This is a genomic window from Kitasatospora sp. NPDC059827 (assembly GCF_042731675.1).
Taxonomy (GTDB): domain Bacteria; phylum Actinomycetota; class Actinomycetes; order Streptomycetales; family Streptomycetaceae; genus Kitasatospora.
This window is the reverse complement of sequence record NZ_JBHWIV010000027.1, coordinates 1-13,735: the sequence shown is the minus strand read 5'-3', so window position 1 is coordinate 13,735 and position 13,735 is coordinate 1. Positions and strand designations below refer to the sequence as shown.

General features: G+C 77.3%; 12 protein-coding genes and 1 pseudogene. 4 read left to right on the top strand and 9 right to left on the bottom strand.

Annotated elements, in window-relative coordinates; translation table 11 throughout:
• Positions 1-45: 45 nt before the first annotated feature.
• Positions 46-603 carry a MarR family winged helix-turn-helix transcriptional regulator gene (locus tag ACFV8H_RS18815; RefSeq protein WP_380401065.1) on the top strand — a complete coding sequence of 186 codons (558 nt, stop codon included), beginning with the start codon at positions 46-48 and terminating at the stop codon, positions 601-603.
• Between the two features lie 11 nt (positions 604-614).
• Here the strand turns inward: ACFV8H_RS18815 and ACFV8H_RS18810 are convergent, their stop codons facing one another.
• Positions 615-1,973, bottom strand: a complete 1,359-nt coding sequence (locus ACFV8H_RS18810) for a M14 family zinc carboxypeptidase (protein WP_380401063.1) — start codon at positions 1,971-1,973, stop codon at positions 615-617.
• A gap of 159 nt (positions 1,974-2,132) precedes the next feature.
• Here ACFV8H_RS18810 and ACFV8H_RS18805 point away from each other — a divergent pair, with 159 nt between their 5' ends.
• The gene (locus ACFV8H_RS18805) at positions 2,133-4,919 is read left to right on the top strand and encodes a BTAD domain-containing putative transcriptional regulator (protein ID WP_380401061.1); all 2,787 of its coding nucleotides are present in this window, start codon (positions 2,133-2,135) and stop codon (positions 4,917-4,919) included.
• Positions 4,920-4,981: 62 nt separating this feature from the next.
• Positions 4,982-5,737: a DUF6193 family natural product biosynthesis protein gene (locus ACFV8H_RS18800; protein ID WP_380401059.1), complete on the top strand. Its 756-nt coding sequence runs from the start codon at positions 4,982-4,984 to the stop codon at positions 5,735-5,737.
• 21 nt (positions 5,738-5,758) lie between these two features.
• Here the strand turns inward: ACFV8H_RS18800 and ACFV8H_RS18795 are convergent, their stop codons facing one another.
• Genes ACFV8H_RS18795 through ACFV8H_RS18770 form a run of 6 tightly spaced genes read right to left on the bottom strand, consistent with a single transcriptional unit; the run spans position 5,759 to position 11,464 of the window.
• Positions 5,759-6,169: a hypothetical protein gene (locus tag ACFV8H_RS18795; protein ID WP_380401057.1), complete on the bottom strand. Its 411-nt coding sequence runs from the start codon at positions 6,167-6,169 to the stop codon at positions 5,759-5,761.
• Entirely contained in the window at positions 6,163-7,098 is a 936-nt protein-coding gene (locus ACFV8H_RS18790) for an NAD-dependent epimerase/dehydratase family protein (RefSeq protein WP_380401056.1), read from the bottom strand. Before ACFV8H_RS18790 ends, ACFV8H_RS18795 begins: the two co-directional genes overlap by 7 nt.
• A 2-nt stretch (positions 7,099-7,100) precedes the next feature.
• Complete coding sequence (locus tag ACFV8H_RS18785) at positions 7,101-8,228, bottom strand: cytochrome P450 (RefSeq protein ID WP_380401054.1); 1,128 nt, start codon at positions 8,226-8,228, stop codon at positions 7,101-7,103.
• A complete protein-coding gene (locus tag ACFV8H_RS18780) occupies positions 8,225-9,694 on the bottom strand; it encodes an AMP-binding protein (RefSeq protein ID WP_380401052.1) in 1,470 nt (489 codons plus the stop codon). Before ACFV8H_RS18780 ends, ACFV8H_RS18785 begins: the two co-directional genes overlap by 4 nt.
• A gap of 19 nt (positions 9,695-9,713) precedes the next feature.
• A complete protein-coding gene (locus ACFV8H_RS18775) occupies positions 9,714-10,454 on the bottom strand; it encodes a glycosyltransferase family A protein (RefSeq protein WP_380401050.1) in 741 nt (246 codons plus the stop codon).
• Entirely contained in the window at positions 10,451-11,464 is a 1,014-nt protein-coding gene (locus ACFV8H_RS18770; RefSeq protein WP_380401048.1) for a 3-oxoacyl-ACP synthase III family protein, read from the bottom strand. Before ACFV8H_RS18770 ends, ACFV8H_RS18775 begins: the two co-directional genes overlap by 4 nt.
• Positions 11,465-11,755: 291 nt before the next feature.
• Between ACFV8H_RS18770 and ACFV8H_RS18765 the strand changes: the two genes are divergently transcribed.
• Positions 11,756-12,625, top strand: coding sequence for a PIG-L family deacetylase (locus ACFV8H_RS18765; protein WP_380401046.1), 870 nt, complete (start codon positions 11,756-11,758; stop codon positions 12,623-12,625).
• A 46-nt stretch (positions 12,626-12,671) separates the two neighbouring features.
• Here ACFV8H_RS18765 and ACFV8H_RS18760 read toward each other — a convergent pair whose 3' ends face one another.
• Both ACFV8H_RS18760 and ACFV8H_RS18755 read right to left on the bottom strand, forming a co-directional pair.
• A complete protein-coding gene (locus ACFV8H_RS18760; RefSeq protein WP_380401205.1) occupies positions 12,672-13,397 on the bottom strand; it encodes a cation:proton antiporter in 726 nt (241 codons plus the stop codon).
• Between the two features lie 32 nt (positions 13,398-13,429).
• Positions 13,430-13,612: pseudogene (locus ACFV8H_RS18755) on the bottom strand (RNA-guided endonuclease TnpB family protein); the annotation flags it as partial.
• Between the last annotated feature and the right edge of the window lie 123 nt (positions 13,613-13,735).

The window sequence follows — 13,735 nt, the reverse complement described above, 5'->3', positions numbered from 1 at the left end:
GTCTGCGCCGCAGCCGGGAGGCGCACCGGCCGCTAAAGTTCCCCCATGTCGGACGCCGCAGACGATCGGACCGCCACCGCGGACACCGCCACCGCAGACCTGGAGGCCGTACTGGCCTCGCTGGCCTACCTGCTGACCCGCTCCCAGGAACACGAGCGCCGCACCGCCAAGGCCGGCATCACCGCCGCACGCTCGGACGTCTACCTGCTGCGCGCCCTCGCCGAGGCCGACGGACCCAGCCGGGTGGGCGACCTGGCCGCCCGGCTGATGGTCAAGCCCTCCCACGTCACCCGGCAGATCGACCGCCTGGAGAGCCAGCACCTGGTGGCCCGCACCCCCGACGCCCTGGACCGCCGGGCCCGCCGGGTCGCCCTCACCGCCGACGGGCGCGCTCTGCTCGAGCGGCTGAAACAGGCCAACATCACCGGCCTGACCGACGCCCTGGACGGCGTCCCGGAACCGGACGTCGCCGCGACCGTCAGCGTGCTGTGCCACCTGATCGAGCGCTACGTCCAACGCGTACGGGGCTCACTGCTCTCCGAGGACGACCCCACTCCCCCGCCTTCGGCCCACGCCGCCCTGCGCGACCCCGTCGAGTCCTGAGCCCGCCCCGGTCAGGGGAGGGGGACGGCGGCCGCGGCGGCTTCGGCGGTGTTGGCGTGGTGGGCGGCCTGGCGGGTGACGGGGAGCCAGGTGGGGCGGAAGCGGTGGCGGTAGTGGGCGCACCAGGTGTGGAGGAGGTCGGCGGGGCGGGGGTCCGGGGCGGGGGTGGCGCGGCGCAGCAGGGCGGCGGCGCGGACCGGGATGCGGTGGGCCCACAGGTCGATGCCGGCCAGGTGGGCGCGGGTGAGCGGGGGCGATGCCGGGCGGGGCCCCTCGGGGGTGCCCGGGTCCCAGGCGTCGGCGAGTTGGCGCAGTGCGGTGAGCTGGGTGCGGGTGGCGCGCAGCAGCGGGGTGTCGTGCGGGCCCTCGTGCGGGGGGAGGGCGGTCAGCAGGGCGGTGAGCTGCCGGCCGCGGTCGCGCAGTTGGTCGGCGGCGGCGCGCAGGTGGCGGTCGGCGTCCTGGGCGGGGACGGGGGCGTCGTCGCCGAGCCGGTCGCTGGTCCAGGCGGGCACCTCGACGACGACGGTGCGCCCGCCGTGGCGCCGGGGGGCGAACCAGGTGGCGGCCCGGGCGCCGCCCCGGGCCTCGTCCTGGTCGGTGAGCATGCCGGTGGTGTTCTCCTGGGTGTCGATGTGCTCGGGCTCCATCAGGAAGACGCCGGGGCTGACGGCGGGCAGCCGGTGGGTGTCGAAGGAGCCGGTCTCCACCGGGATGCCGAGGGCGGCGGCGGAGCGGGTGAAGGGGGCGGCGAGGGCGGTCGGGTCGGCGGTGGCCTGGAGGAAGGTGCCGCCGACGTCCGCGGTGTGCAGGGAGAGCTGGAGGGCGGGCCGCAGTTCGTCGATCAGGTCGAGCAGGATCCGGCTCTCGGGGAGGCGGCCGCCGATCGCCGGGGCCCATTCGGGCTGTTCCTCGGCGGCGGGGCGGTAGTAGCCGGCGAAGTAGGCGGGCAGGGTGCGGGCGAGCAGGCCGCCGCCGGCCAGGTGGGCGCCGTCGGGGTCGAGGCAGAGCAGCAGGTGCCAGGTGGTGGCCGGGTGCCGGGCGGGGCGGGCCAGGGCCCGGTGGGCGAGTTCGACCAGGCCGGCGCGGCCGGAGAACTCGTCGGCGTGGGCGCCGGAGACGACCAGGACGTCGGCGGCGGCGCGGCGGTCGGCGGCGGGGCGGGGGCCGGAGGCGGGGCGGGGGTCGGCGGGGCCGATCGAGAGGAGCTGGAGGGGGCGGCCGGCCCGGGAGGTGCCGAGGGTGCGCAGCCGGCAGCGTCCGGGGTGGCGGGCGGCCAGGTGGTGGGCGGTGGCGGTGAGCTCGTCGAGCGTGGGGTAGCGGTCGTGGAGCAGGATCGCCCTGCCCGCGGCGGTCGAGGTGTCGGTCAGCATCGGTCCCCTCCCCTGGTGTCCGGAGGTGGTATTGGATCCGATCGGGTACGGGTCCGTCCAGGGCGCCGCGCGGGGTGGTGCGAGGTGCTCCGGGCAGGGGGCACCGTGTGTTATCGACAGATCCCTTACTGTCATATGCTTGTTATATTTGCTGGTCAGGTGGGGGCGTTGGTGGACTTCCGGTTGTTGGGCTCGGTGGCCGTGGTGGCCGCGGACGGGCGGGAGCTCGCCCTCGGCTCGCCCAAACGCCGCAGTCTGCTGGCCACGCTGGCGCTGAACCCCGGCACGCCGGTCGGCATCGACCGGCTGACCGAGGCCCTCTGGGAGGAGGAGCCGCCCCGGCACGCCCGCACCGTCATCCACAACCACGTCTCCGGGCTGCGCGCGGTGCTGGCCGAGCACCGGGCCCCCGAAGCCGGGGTCGAGCTGGCCACCGACGGCAGCGGCGGCAGCGGCGGCTACCTGCTGCGGGTGCCCGAGGCGGCGGTGGACGCCCGGCGCTTCGAACGGCTCGTCCAGGAGGCCGGCGCCGCCCGTGAGCCCGACCGGGCGGTGACGGCCCTGCGGGAGGCGCTCGCGCTGTGGCGCGGGCCCGCGCTCGCCGGTACCGAGCCCAGCCTGCCGCTGCAGTGCGCCGCCCGGGCGCTGGAGGAGCTGCGGCTGTCCGCCGTGGAGGAGCTGGCCCGCGCCCACGGGCGGCTCGGCGACCACGGCGCGGCCGCGGGCGTGCTGGCCGCCGAGGCCGCGCTCAACCCGCTGCGGGAGTCGCTGGTCGCCGCGCTGGTGACGGCTCTCGGCCGGGCCGGGCGGCGCCCGGAGGCGCTGGAGTGGTTCCACCGCACCCGCCGAACCCTGGCCGAGCAGCTGGGCATCGACCCCGGGGCGGAACTCACCGAGGCCCACGAGCTGGTGCTGCTCGGCGACGTGGCACCGGGGCCCGCGACGGCATCCGGGCCCGCGATGGCGCCCGCCCCCGCCGCCGGGCCGGCGGAGCCCGTCCCCGCGCCGTGGCCCTTCCCCCGGCGGCCCCGGGGGTTCTCCGGGCGCGAGGACGAGCTGGCCGCGCTCGACCGGGCCGCCCGCGCCCCCGGCGCCATCACCGTCGTCACCGGCGGGGCCGGGGTCGGCAAGACCGCCCTCGCCGTGCACTGGGCGCACCAGCGCCAGGCCGACTTCCCCGACGGGCGGCTGTTCGTCGACCTGTGCGGGCACAGCCCGCTGCCCGAACGCGCCACCGGTGCGGTGCTGCGCGAGCTGCTGCTCGCCCTCGGCCTGCCCGCGGAGCAGATGCCCTCCTCCCCCGAGGCGCTGGCCGCCCGTTACCGGGAGCTGACCGCCGGGCGCCGGATGCTGATCGTGCTCGACAACGCCCGCCGCTCGGAGCAGGTCCGCCCGCTGCTGCCCGACGGGGACGGCTGCGTCACCCTGGTGACCAGCCGCGACCGGCTGGGCGGGCTGGTCGCCTCGGACGCCGCCCGGCCCGTACCGCTGGCCGAACTGTCCGCCCCGCAGTCCGTCAGCCTGCTCGCCACCACCCTGGGCCCCGACCTGGGCCCCGACCTGGTCGGCGCCGAGCCCGAGGCCGCCGCCCGGCTCGCCCGGCTGTGCGACGGGCTGCCGCTCGCCCTGCGCCTGGCCGCCGCCCGCCTCGCCACCTGCCCGCACCAGGGGCTCGCCGCGCTCGCCGACGAACTCGCCGACGAGCAGGGCCGGTTGGGGCTGCTGGAGGTGGAGGACACCAGTGTCGCCGCCGCCCTGGCGCTGACCGTCCAGCACCTGTCCACCCCCGCCCGCCGGCTGTTCCGCCGCCTGGGCACCCACACCGGCACCACCCTCGACAGCCGCACCGCCGCCGCCCTCGCCGACGTCGAACTGCCCGACGTCGCGGGCGCGTTGGGGCAGCTGGCCACCGCCCACCTGGTGGTCGAGATCGACCGGGACGCCTACACCCTGCACGACCTGGTGCGCCTCTACGCCCGCAGCCTGCGCACCCCGCCCGAGGAGGACGACTCCGACACCCTGCCCCGGCTCCTCGACCACCTGCTGAACACCCTGCTCGCCGCGAGCGCCGCCGCCGAGCCCGGCAGCGAACCGTGCTGCGAGCCGCCCGCCGGGGCCCGGCGGCCCGTCGAGGTGCGCCCCTTCCCCGACCGGGCGAGCGCCCTGGCCTGGTACGCCGCCGAACGCGACACCCTGCGCGGCGCCGCCCTGGCCGCCGTCGGCGCCGGACTGCACGACCGGGCCTGGCGGCTGGTGCTGCTGCAGTGGCCGCTGATCGTGTGGCAGGTCCGGGACGGCTGGGTCCCGCTGCTCGAACACGGCCTCGCCGCCGCCGAGGCCGACCTCGACCCCGGCGCCCAGTCCCGGGCCCGGGCCCTGCTCGGCTGGGTGCTGCTGGAGGAGGGCCGGCCCGAGCAGGCCCTGGTCCACCTCGAACGGGCCCCCGGCCTGGCCGCCCTGGCCGGGGACCGCAGCGCCCAGGCCGTCGCCCTGGTCAACCTCGCCGCCGCGCTCACCCGCTACGGCGGGCCCGGGTCCGGGAACGTCCCCGCCCGGGTGCGGGACCTGCTGGGCCGCGCCCTCGCCCTGGCCGAACAGGCCGGCCGCGCCGACCTCGTCGCCCTCGCCCGCCAGCACCTCGCCGACACCTGCCTGGCCTGCGGCGACCCCGCGGAGGCCGCCCACCACGCCGCCCGCGGCCTCGCCCTCGCCGAACCGCCCTTCCCGGCCGCCCGCCGGGTCGTCCTGCAGACCCTGTACGGCCGCGCCCTGGCCGCCACCGGCCGCCACGAGGAGGCCGCCCGCCACCTCGACGCCGCCCTGCGCGCGGCCCGCGCCCACCAGTACGGCGAGGGCGAGGCCGCCGCCCGGGCCGCCCTGCGGGCCCTGTCCGGCGGCGCGGGCGCGGCCCGCGGACACCACCCGGGGCCCGACCGGCGCTGCTGACGGCGGCGCAGCGGCCCGCGCCCGCCCTTCCGTTCACCGCGCGGCGGCGACAGAGTGCTGCCATGGACTTCGACCTCTACCCCGACGTGGCTGCCGCGGGCAGCCTGGCCGCGCTGCTGGAGCGGACGGCGGCCGGCCTCGGCATCGCCCTCGCGGTGGCGCCCCGACCACCGGGCTCCCTCACCGCGGCGCGCATCGCCTCCTCGACCCCCGACCGCGAGCCGCTCTCCGTCTACATCGACGAAGCCCCGCGCCGACGGTTCGGCATCGCGGGCCGCAGCGGGACCAACCAGCTCATCGGCGGCGGGACGACCGACCTCGCGGCCGTCGTCCGGGCGGGCGTGGCCTGGGCAGCGGGCCGGAGCCTGCGGGAGATGGCGGCGGAACTGCCCTTCGAGTGCGCCGTCGAGTTCGCCGACGCCCTCGCCCAGGGGGCGGCCGCGGTGGTGGACCTGCAGTGGCGGCACATGCGGGAACACGCGGCCCGGACCGAGGACTTCCCCGAGTTCACCGACCTCGTGGAAGCGGCCCACGCCGAACCGCGGCTGCGGCGGCTCTCCGTGTACCTCAGCCACTGGACGGTCGCGTTCAGCTCCTGCACCGACTTCCCGTTCCGCGACGAGGTGGCCATCACCCCCTCGCCGAACGGCCCCTACTACGTCCGGGACAACCCGCTCTACAACTCGCCGGGCAAGGACCCGCTCTCCCACGTCCTCGCCGAAGCCCCCACGGCCGCCGAGGCGGTCGCCCTGGCGGCGGCCCACCTGCCCGCCGACCTCGGCCCGGCCGTCCTGGGCCGCGGGCTCGACGCCGACTGACCGCAGGCCCCCGGCCGGGCGTCAGCGGTAGACGCGGGCCGCCCGCTCGGGGGCGGCCAGGACGTTGGCGGCGAACAGGCCGAGGTCGAAGTGCTCGGCCTCGACGAACGGGGTCGGGTCGTCGGCCAGGCCGTACCACTCCGGCGGCACCGGGTAGCGCAGCTCGACGACCCGGCCGACGGTCAGCACGCACTGCGGCTCGGCGATCCGGTGCCGGACGGTGGTGGCGGCGTCGAGGCGCAGGTCCCGCTCCCCCACCCGGATCCGCAGCCCGTCCCCGGCCCGGTAGAACACCACCTGGGTGCCGCCGAGCCGGCCGTAGTGGCCGTGCGTCGGCTGCCCGGGGTCGGCGGTGCGGCCGGGACCGAGCCGTCCGGTCGCCGGGTCGAAGTCGGCGACCCGGCCGTAGGCGTCGAAGTCGGCGATCAGCACGGTGGACCATCTCCTTCACGGGGCCGGTGCCCGGACGACTCTACGGGCCGGTAGTCGGCCAGGGTGTGGCGCGGGTGCCAGCCCTGGGCGCGGGCGCGGGTGAGGTCGAGGACGACGCCGCGGGCGAGCAGGTCGACGGTGTACGGGGTGAGGCCGGGCAGCAGGGTGGTGCGGGCGGCGAGGCGGGCCAGCGGCGCGGGGACGTGGGCGATGCGGGCGGGCAGCCGGTGGGCGGTCAGGACGTGGCGCAGGGCGCTGTCGCGGCGGTAGGGGGCGGGGTCGGCGATGTTGTAGGCGCCGGGGGGCCAGGGCGGGGTGCCGGTGAGGCCGAGGGCGGCCAGGCAGGCGTCGGTGAGGTTGGCGACGGCGGTGAGGCTGAGCGCGGTGTCGGGGCCGGGCAGGGGCAGCAGGCCGCGGCGGGCGCGGGCGAGCAGGGGCGGCAGCAGGTGGGGGTCGCCGGGGCCGTAGACGGCGCGGGGGCGCAGGACGACGGCGCCGGCGGCGAGGGCGTGGTGTTCGGCGGCGGCCTTGGTGCGGCCGTAGGCGTTGAGGTGGCCGGCGGCGGTGGGGTGGTCCTCGGTGAGGACGGTGGCCGCGGTGCGCGGGTCGTAGACGCTGGCGCTGCTGACGTGGACGAGGGGGCGGCCGGCGGCGGCGCGCAGGACGCGGCGGGTGCCGGTGACGTTGACGGCGTACTGGTGGGCTTCGTCCCGGTGGCCGGGCGGGAGGTCGGCGACGGCGGCGGCGCAGTGGACGACGAGGTCGGCGCCGCTGAGGTCGGGGTCGGTCGCGGTGGCGTCCCAGGGCAGGTGGCGGCCCACGGGGCCGGGGCGGCGGCCGTGGCAGGTGACGTCCAGGCCCGACTGGGCGGCGGCGCGGGCGAGGTGGGCGCCGCAGAAGCCGGTGGCGCCGGTGATGGCGATGCGCATGGTCAGGGCGTTCCTCCGGTCGGCGTTCCCCCGGTCGGGGCTCCTCGGCGCAGGGTGAGTGCGGCGTAGCCGGGCAGGGCGGCGTGGCGGTCGGCACGGGAGCGCACGACGCGGGGGTGGTGGGGGGCCAACGCGAGGAGGGTGTCGGCGAGTTGGGTGCGGGCGAGGTGGGCGCCGGGGCAGGCGTGGGGGCCGGTGCCGAAGACGGCCTGGGTGGCGGCGGGGTCGGCGGGCGGGGTGCGGTGGTGGGCGCGGGCGGCGTGGCGGGCGACGAGGATCAGCCGGTCGCCGGCGCGGACGGGGTGGCCGGCCAGGGTGGCGTCGGCGGCGGCGGCCCTGGGCAGCAGCGGGGAGGGGGCGGTCAGGCGCAGGAGTTCGGCGGCGAGGGCGGGTGCGGTGGTGGCGTCGACGGCGGGCCACAGGCGGGCGTCGGCGCACCAGGCGACGGCCCGGGGCAGGGCGGCGACGGTGGTGTTGACGGCGGTGACGGCGAGCACGGCGTGGTGCGGGTCGGGCAGCAGGGCGGTGAGGCGGGCGGCGGCCTCGGCGGCCGTACGGCCGCTGCGGCGCGGTCGCGGTCCGGGCAGGTGGTCGCGGGCGGCGGCGGCCGCCGCTTCGCGGGCGGCGTGGGCGAGTTGGCGGGGCGGGGTGTCGGTGCCGGTCAGGGCGGCGGCGGTGACGGCGGCCAGTTCGGCGGCGAGGTCGACGAGTTCGAGGTCTCCGGTGGCCAGGGCCGGGACGCGTTCGGCGAGCAGGGCCTGCCAGAGCGGGCGCAGCCGGGGCAGGGCGGTGGCGCCGAGGTCGGTGGCCAGGGCGCGGCGGGCGGTGCGGTGGTCGGTGCCGTCCTGGTCGAACAGGGTTCCGCCGTAGGGGCGTTGGGAGGGGCCTGCCAGTTGGCCGGTGGCGGCGCCGGTGGTGCCGGGGGCGGTGCGGTGCAGGGGGATGCGGGTGAGGGCTTCGCGGTAGGCGTCGGGGTGGTGGACGAGCAGGGTGCGGCCCAGGCGTAGGACGGGGCGGTGGCGGGTGGCGCAGAGCAGGGCGAACAGGAGGGGGTGGCTGCGCAGGTAGACGGTGCGGTCGCGGCGGCGGGCCCGGCGGGCGGCGGCGGGCGGGGTGAGGGGGCCGGTCATCGGGTCAACTCCCGTGCGCAGTGGGCGGATGCGGCGGCGCGGTCGGGTTTGCGGGAGCGGCCGGTGAGCGGGACGGTGCCGAACAGGAGGGCGTCGGGGCGGGCGGCGCCCATGCGTGCCAGCGGGGTGGCCAGTCGGGCGCGCAGCTGGTGGGGGTCGGTGCCGGGGACGGGTTGGACGAGGGCGACCAGGCGTTCGTCGCCGTCGGCGTCGGGGACGCCGACGAGCAGGGCGAGTTCGACGCCGGGGATGTGCAGGGCGGGTTCGTACAGGCCCGGGTAGATGTTGCGGGCCCGGCGCAGGACCATGTCCTTGAGGCGGCCGGCCAGGACGATGCGGCCGTCGGGGGTGAGGGTGGCGCGGTCGCCGGTGCGGATCCAGGGGTCGGGGTCGTGGCCGAGGTAGCGGTGGCGGGCGCCGGGGCCGGTGAGGTGGAGTTCGCCGTCGTCGGCGAGGCGGGTGCGGATGCCGGGCAGGGGGTGGCCGACGAGGTCGCCGTCGTCGGTGTGGGCGCTCTTGTCGCTCTCCTCGACGGCGGCGGCGGGGAAGAGTTCGGTGAGGGCGTAGACGCTCCAGGCCCGGTCGGCGCCGGCGTCCTTGGCGCGGCGCAGCAGGGCGGCGTCGGCGGGGGCGGAGCCGGTCCACAGGGTGCCGGTGAGGCGGGCGCCGGCGGCCAGGGCGGCGCGCAACTGCGGCGGGGTGAGGTAGGTGTGGGCGGGGGCGAGGCGGGTGAGTTGGCGGGCGAGGGCGGTGGGGGTGCGGGCGGGCAGGGCGACGGTGGCGCCGGCGGCGAGGGCGGGGGCGAGGACGAAGAAGGTGCCGCCGAGGAGGGTGGTGCCGGGTCGGGGCCGGACGAGGTCGGTGACGGTGTGCAGGGCGGCGGTGAGGCCGGCGTGGGTGTGGACGACGGCGCGGGGGCGGGCGGTGGTGCCGGAGGTGAAGACGATGACGGCGTCGGCGTCGGGGTCGTGGCGGTGGGGCGGTACGGGGGTGGTGGCGGGGCGCAGTCGGGGTGCGCAGCCGGGCGGGCGGGGGCCGAGGGTGGCGACCGGGCCGAGGGTGGTGAGGCGGGGCAGGCGCAGGTCGGCGCGGCGGGCCAGGGGTGCGGCCCAGCCGGCGGCGGCCTGGGCGGTGGCGTCGGCGAGGATGAGGCCGGGTTGGGCGAGGGCGAGGTGGGCGGTGAGGACGTCGGGGCCGGTGGTGGGGTCGAGGACGGCGACGCGCAGGCCCAGGCGGCGGGCGGCGAGCAGGGCGGCGAGGGCGCGGGGGCCGGGGCGCAGGGCGAGGCCGAGGGTGGTGCCGGGGGTGAGGCGGCGGGCGTGCAGGGCGGCGGCGTAGGCGTCGGCGAGGTCGGCGAGGTCGCCGCGGCGGATGCGGGTGCGGGTGGCGCCGGTGCGGGTGTGGTGCAGGACGGCGGGGCGGTCGGGGTGGTGGGTGCGCAGGGCGTGGGTGAGTCGGTCGAGCACGGCGGGTCCCCCTGGGGTGTCAGCGGATGTCGGTGGGGCGGGGGCCGGGGCCGCGTTCGAGGTACCAGCGGGCGGTGCCGAGGACGCCGTAGGCGCGGATGCGGCGGGTGGAGTTCTGCACGACCATGGCGCGGCTGCGGGTGACGGCGGTGGTGTGGCGGCGGACCTGGTTGAGGAAGGCGCGGTCGGTGGGTGAGGGGCGCCGGGGCATGCCGCCGACGGCTTGGTAGAGCTCGGCGGTGATGGCCATGTTGTTGCCTGCGTGCATCCGGTAGGGGGTGAGGTAGCCGTGGCGGCGGCGGTGGGCGGGGCGCAGGCGGCCGAAGAGGGCGCCGAGGGCGACCAGGAGGCGGAAGAGGGCGCGTCCGGCGGGGCCGTGTTCGTCGCGGCGGGCGGTGACGCGGCCGCAGACGAGTCCGCGGCCGGTGTGCAGGGCGGTGCGGGCGGCGGCGGTCCAGCCGGGTTCGGGCAGGCAGTCGGCGTCGGTGCGGGCGAGCAGGGTGGCGCCGTGGGCGATGGCGTGGCGGAAGGCGGTGTCGACGGCGCAGCCGACGCCCTTCTCGGGTTCGACCAGGACGTGGACGGGGAAGGGGGCGTGGTCGGCGAAGGCGCGGACGGTGGCGAGGGTGGCGTCGGTGGAGCCGTTGTCGGCGACGAGGAGGGTGAAGTCGCGGTCGTGCTGGGCGGCGAGGGCGCGCAGGGTGGCGTCGATCCGGGCTTCCTCCTGGTAGGCGGGGACGATCACCCAGAGCGTGGTCACGAGGCCTCCCAGACGATGGTCATCAGGCTGACGCCGCCGCCCAGGCCGATCATGAGGACCCGCTCGCCGGGCTTCAACTCGGGTGCGATGCGGTCGAGTTGGACGCCGATGGTGGCGCTGGCGATGTTGCCGAGTTCGGGCACGGTGAGGACGAGCCGGTCGGCGGGGGCGCCGGTGAGTTCGACGAAGCGTTCCAGGTAGGGGACGGTGACCTGGTGGACCAGCACCCGGGCGTAGTCGTCCCAGGTCAGGCCGGTGCGTGTCGCGAGTGCGGTCAGGGCCGCGGGGCCGATCTGTTCGAAGATGCCGCGCAACTCCTTGCCGCCGCCGCGGAAGTAGCTGAACTCGTCGCCGCGCGGGTGGCGTGAGCCGCCGCCGGGGATGCCGCCGGCGGGCCAGTGTTCGGAGGCGGTGACGGCGGCGACGTCGAGGATGCCGCCGCGTGCGACGGGTTCGACGACGACGGCGGCGCCGGCGTCGCCGAAGGTGTAGCCGGCGAAGCCCTCGCGCAGGGCGGCGGTGTCGGCGGGGTCGCGGCGCATGGCGCGGCTGGGGGTCTCGCCGGTGACGACCAGGGCGCGGTGGGCGCGGCCGGCCAGGATCATCGCGCGGGCCAGGTCGATGCCGTTGAGGAAGCTGTTGCAGGCGTTGCTGACGTCCAGGGCGTGGGCGCGGGTGCCGAGTTCGGCCTGGACGATGTGGGCGGTGGCGGGTTCGCAGACGTCGCGGGTGGCGGAGGCGAAGAGCAGCAGGTCGACGTCGCCGGGGTGCAGGCCGCGGGCGGCCAGGGCACGGCGGGCGGCGCCGGTGGCGAGGGTGGAGGCGTACTCGTCGTCGGCGGCGAGGTGGCGGGTGCGGATGCCGGTGGCCTTCTCCAGCATCCGTTCGGGCAGGGCGAGTCGGGCGGTGGCGGCGATCTCGTCCTGGAGCTGCTGGGAGGTGATCCGGCGGGCGGGCAGGTGGGAGCCGACGGCGGTGATGCCGACCCTCGGGGTCGCTGCTGGGTGCATGGCCCCATGCTGGTGCGCGGGGCGCCGGGCCCACCTGAGTACGGGTACTCAGGTGGGCCCGGGCGGATACCCGTTCGGGTAGTGCGGGCTACCCGGACGGGAGTCGGCGGCGACCTCGAGTGAGGACGCGTCAACTGTTGTGAATTGCTTGTCCGAAGAACATTCATATCAGTTCGCGGCGAACGGCGCGGGACGGCACCGGCCACGGCGTCGGGCGAGGGCGGGCGGCGGGGTGTCGGAGCGGCCGGGCAGACTGGGGGTGGATCACCCGAACGAACCGAGGACGAGACCATGGCTGACCGGCCCCTGACGTTGATGGCAGTGCACGCCCACCCCGACGACGAGGCCACCGGCACCGGCGGCGTCCTCGCCCGCTACGCCGCCGAGGGCGTCCGCACCGTCCTGGTCACCTGCACCGACGGCGCCTGCGGCGACGGCCCCGGCGGCGTCAAGCCCGGCGAGGAGGGGCACGACCCGGCCGCGGTCGCGGCGCTGCGCCGCACCGAACTGGAGGCCAGCTGCCGGGTGCTGGGCGTCGACCACCTCGAACTGCTGGAGTACGGCGACTCCGGGATGATGGGCTGGGCCGCCAACGAGGCGCCCGGCTCGTTCTGGGGCACCCCCGTCGCCGAGGGCGCCGCCCGGCTGGCCGAACTGCTGCACCACTACCGGCCGGACGTCGTCGTCACCTACGACGAGAACGGCTTCTACGGCCACCCCGACCACATCCAGGCCCACCGGATCACCATGGCCGCCCTGGAACTGGCCCCGGACGTGACGTCCAAGGTGTACTGGACCACCGCGCCGCACTCGGCGATGAAGCGGTTCTTCGCGGCGATGCAGGAGTTCGGCACCGACTGGGACGAGCAGGCCGGCGGGGCCGGGGAGGCCGCCGCCGGGGCCGGGCGGGACCCCGAGCCCGAGCTGCCCCCGATCGGGCTGCCCGACGAGGAGGTCACCACCTGGGTGGACACCCACGCCTTCGGCGGCCAGAAGTACGACGCGCTGGCCGCGCACGCCAGCCAGGGCGAGAACATCTTCTTCCTGCGGATGGGCAAGGAGCGCTTCACCGAGCTGATGGGCACGGAGACCTTCGTCCGGGTCCGCGACACCACCGGCGCCGCCCTGCCGGAGCAGGACCTCTTCGCCGGCCTGCGCTGACGCAGGCCCGGTTGCCCCCGGCCGGAGGGCGACCGGGCGCCCCGGGTCAGCCGCCCGGGGCGCCCGGGGCCGCTCGGGCCTCCAGGAGCGGGCGCGGTGCCCGTGCGCCGGCCCGGCCGGCGAGGCGGTGCACGAGGGGGTTGACCGGCAGGGTGGCCGCGAGGGCGGCCAGCAGCAGGATCGTGAACAGCCGCTCCCCGATGATGCCCAGGTCCCGCCCCAGCGTCAGGATGAGGACCTCGCCCAGGCCCTTGGTGTTCAGCAGCACCCCCAGGGTGGCGGCCTCGCGGCGGGGCACGCCGGTGAGGCGGGCGCCGAGGACGGCCCCGGCGAACTTGCCACCCCAGGCCACGGCCAGCAGCAGCGCGGCGGCGAGCAGGCCGACGGCGTCGATGCCGTGCAGGTCCACGGACAGCCCGGTGAGGGCGAAGAAGACCGGGACGAGCAGGGCGCCGGCGTTGCGCAGCGGCAGTTGGACGGCCCGGCGCAGCTCCTCCCCTGCGTCCCGGGGCATGGCCAGGCCGAGGGCGAAGGCGCCGATCACCGCGTGCAGGCCGAGCCGGGAGGCGGTCCAGGCGCAGAGCAGGGCGGCGCCGGCGACGGCGAGCAGGACCAGCAGCGGCCGGTCGGTGACGGCGCGCCGGGCGGGGCCGAGCAGCAGGCGGCGCAGCAGCGGGCGGACCAGCAGGACCAGGGCGGCCGCGCAGCCGGCGATCCGGGCGAGGGCGGCCGGCAGGCCGCCGTGGTCGGGGCCGTGGGCGGCGGCGGCCACGGCGGCGACGGCGCACCACAGGAGGATCTCGGTGTCAGGAACACCCCCCAACCGGCATCCGAGATCGACCGATTGAGCCCGGCCTTCGCTCTGGCCCCGTTGGGCTGGAAGCTGCCTGGCCGGTCGGAGTCGGGCTTCGGCACGGGAGCCTTGACCATGTTGCGGATCTTGAGGTCTTCGTGCGCGATCAGGTCATGTTCACGGACCAGGACTAACTGATCGTTTCAGAATGAGTTGAGCTGTACCCTTGTACTCGACGATCTTGGTCGGCAGGCTGTCCGGGTGAGTGTCGATCTTGTTCCGGATGACCTGTGGGAGCGGGTGGCTCCGCTGCTGCC

Excerpts from the sequence above, each read along its gene's own strand:
- ACFV8H_RS18785 (WP_380401054.1), bottom strand. The coding sequence starts at position 8,228 with ATGACCGGCCCCCTCACCCCGCCCGCCGCCGCCCGCCGGGCCCGCCGC.
- ACFV8H_RS18810 (WP_380401063.1), bottom strand. The coding sequence starts at position 1,973 with ATGCTGACCGACACCTCGACCGCCGCGGGCAGGGCGATCCTGCTCCAC.
- ACFV8H_RS18790 (WP_380401056.1), bottom strand. The coding sequence starts at position 7,098 with ATGCGCATCGCCATCACCGGCGCCACCGGCTTCTGCGGCGCCCACCTC.
- ACFV8H_RS18815 (WP_380401065.1), top strand. The coding sequence starts at position 46 with ATGTCGGACGCCGCAGACGATCGGACCGCCACCGCGGACACCGCCACC.
- ACFV8H_RS18800 (WP_380401059.1), top strand. The coding sequence starts at position 4,982 with ATGGACTTCGACCTCTACCCCGACGTGGCTGCCGCGGGCAGCCTGGCC.
- ACFV8H_RS18765 (WP_380401046.1), top strand. The coding sequence starts at position 11,756 with ATGGCTGACCGGCCCCTGACGTTGATGGCAGTGCACGCCCACCCCGAC.
- ACFV8H_RS18770 (WP_380401048.1), bottom strand. The coding sequence starts at position 11,464 with ATGCACCCAGCAGCGACCCCGAGGGTCGGCATCACCGCCGTCGGCTCC.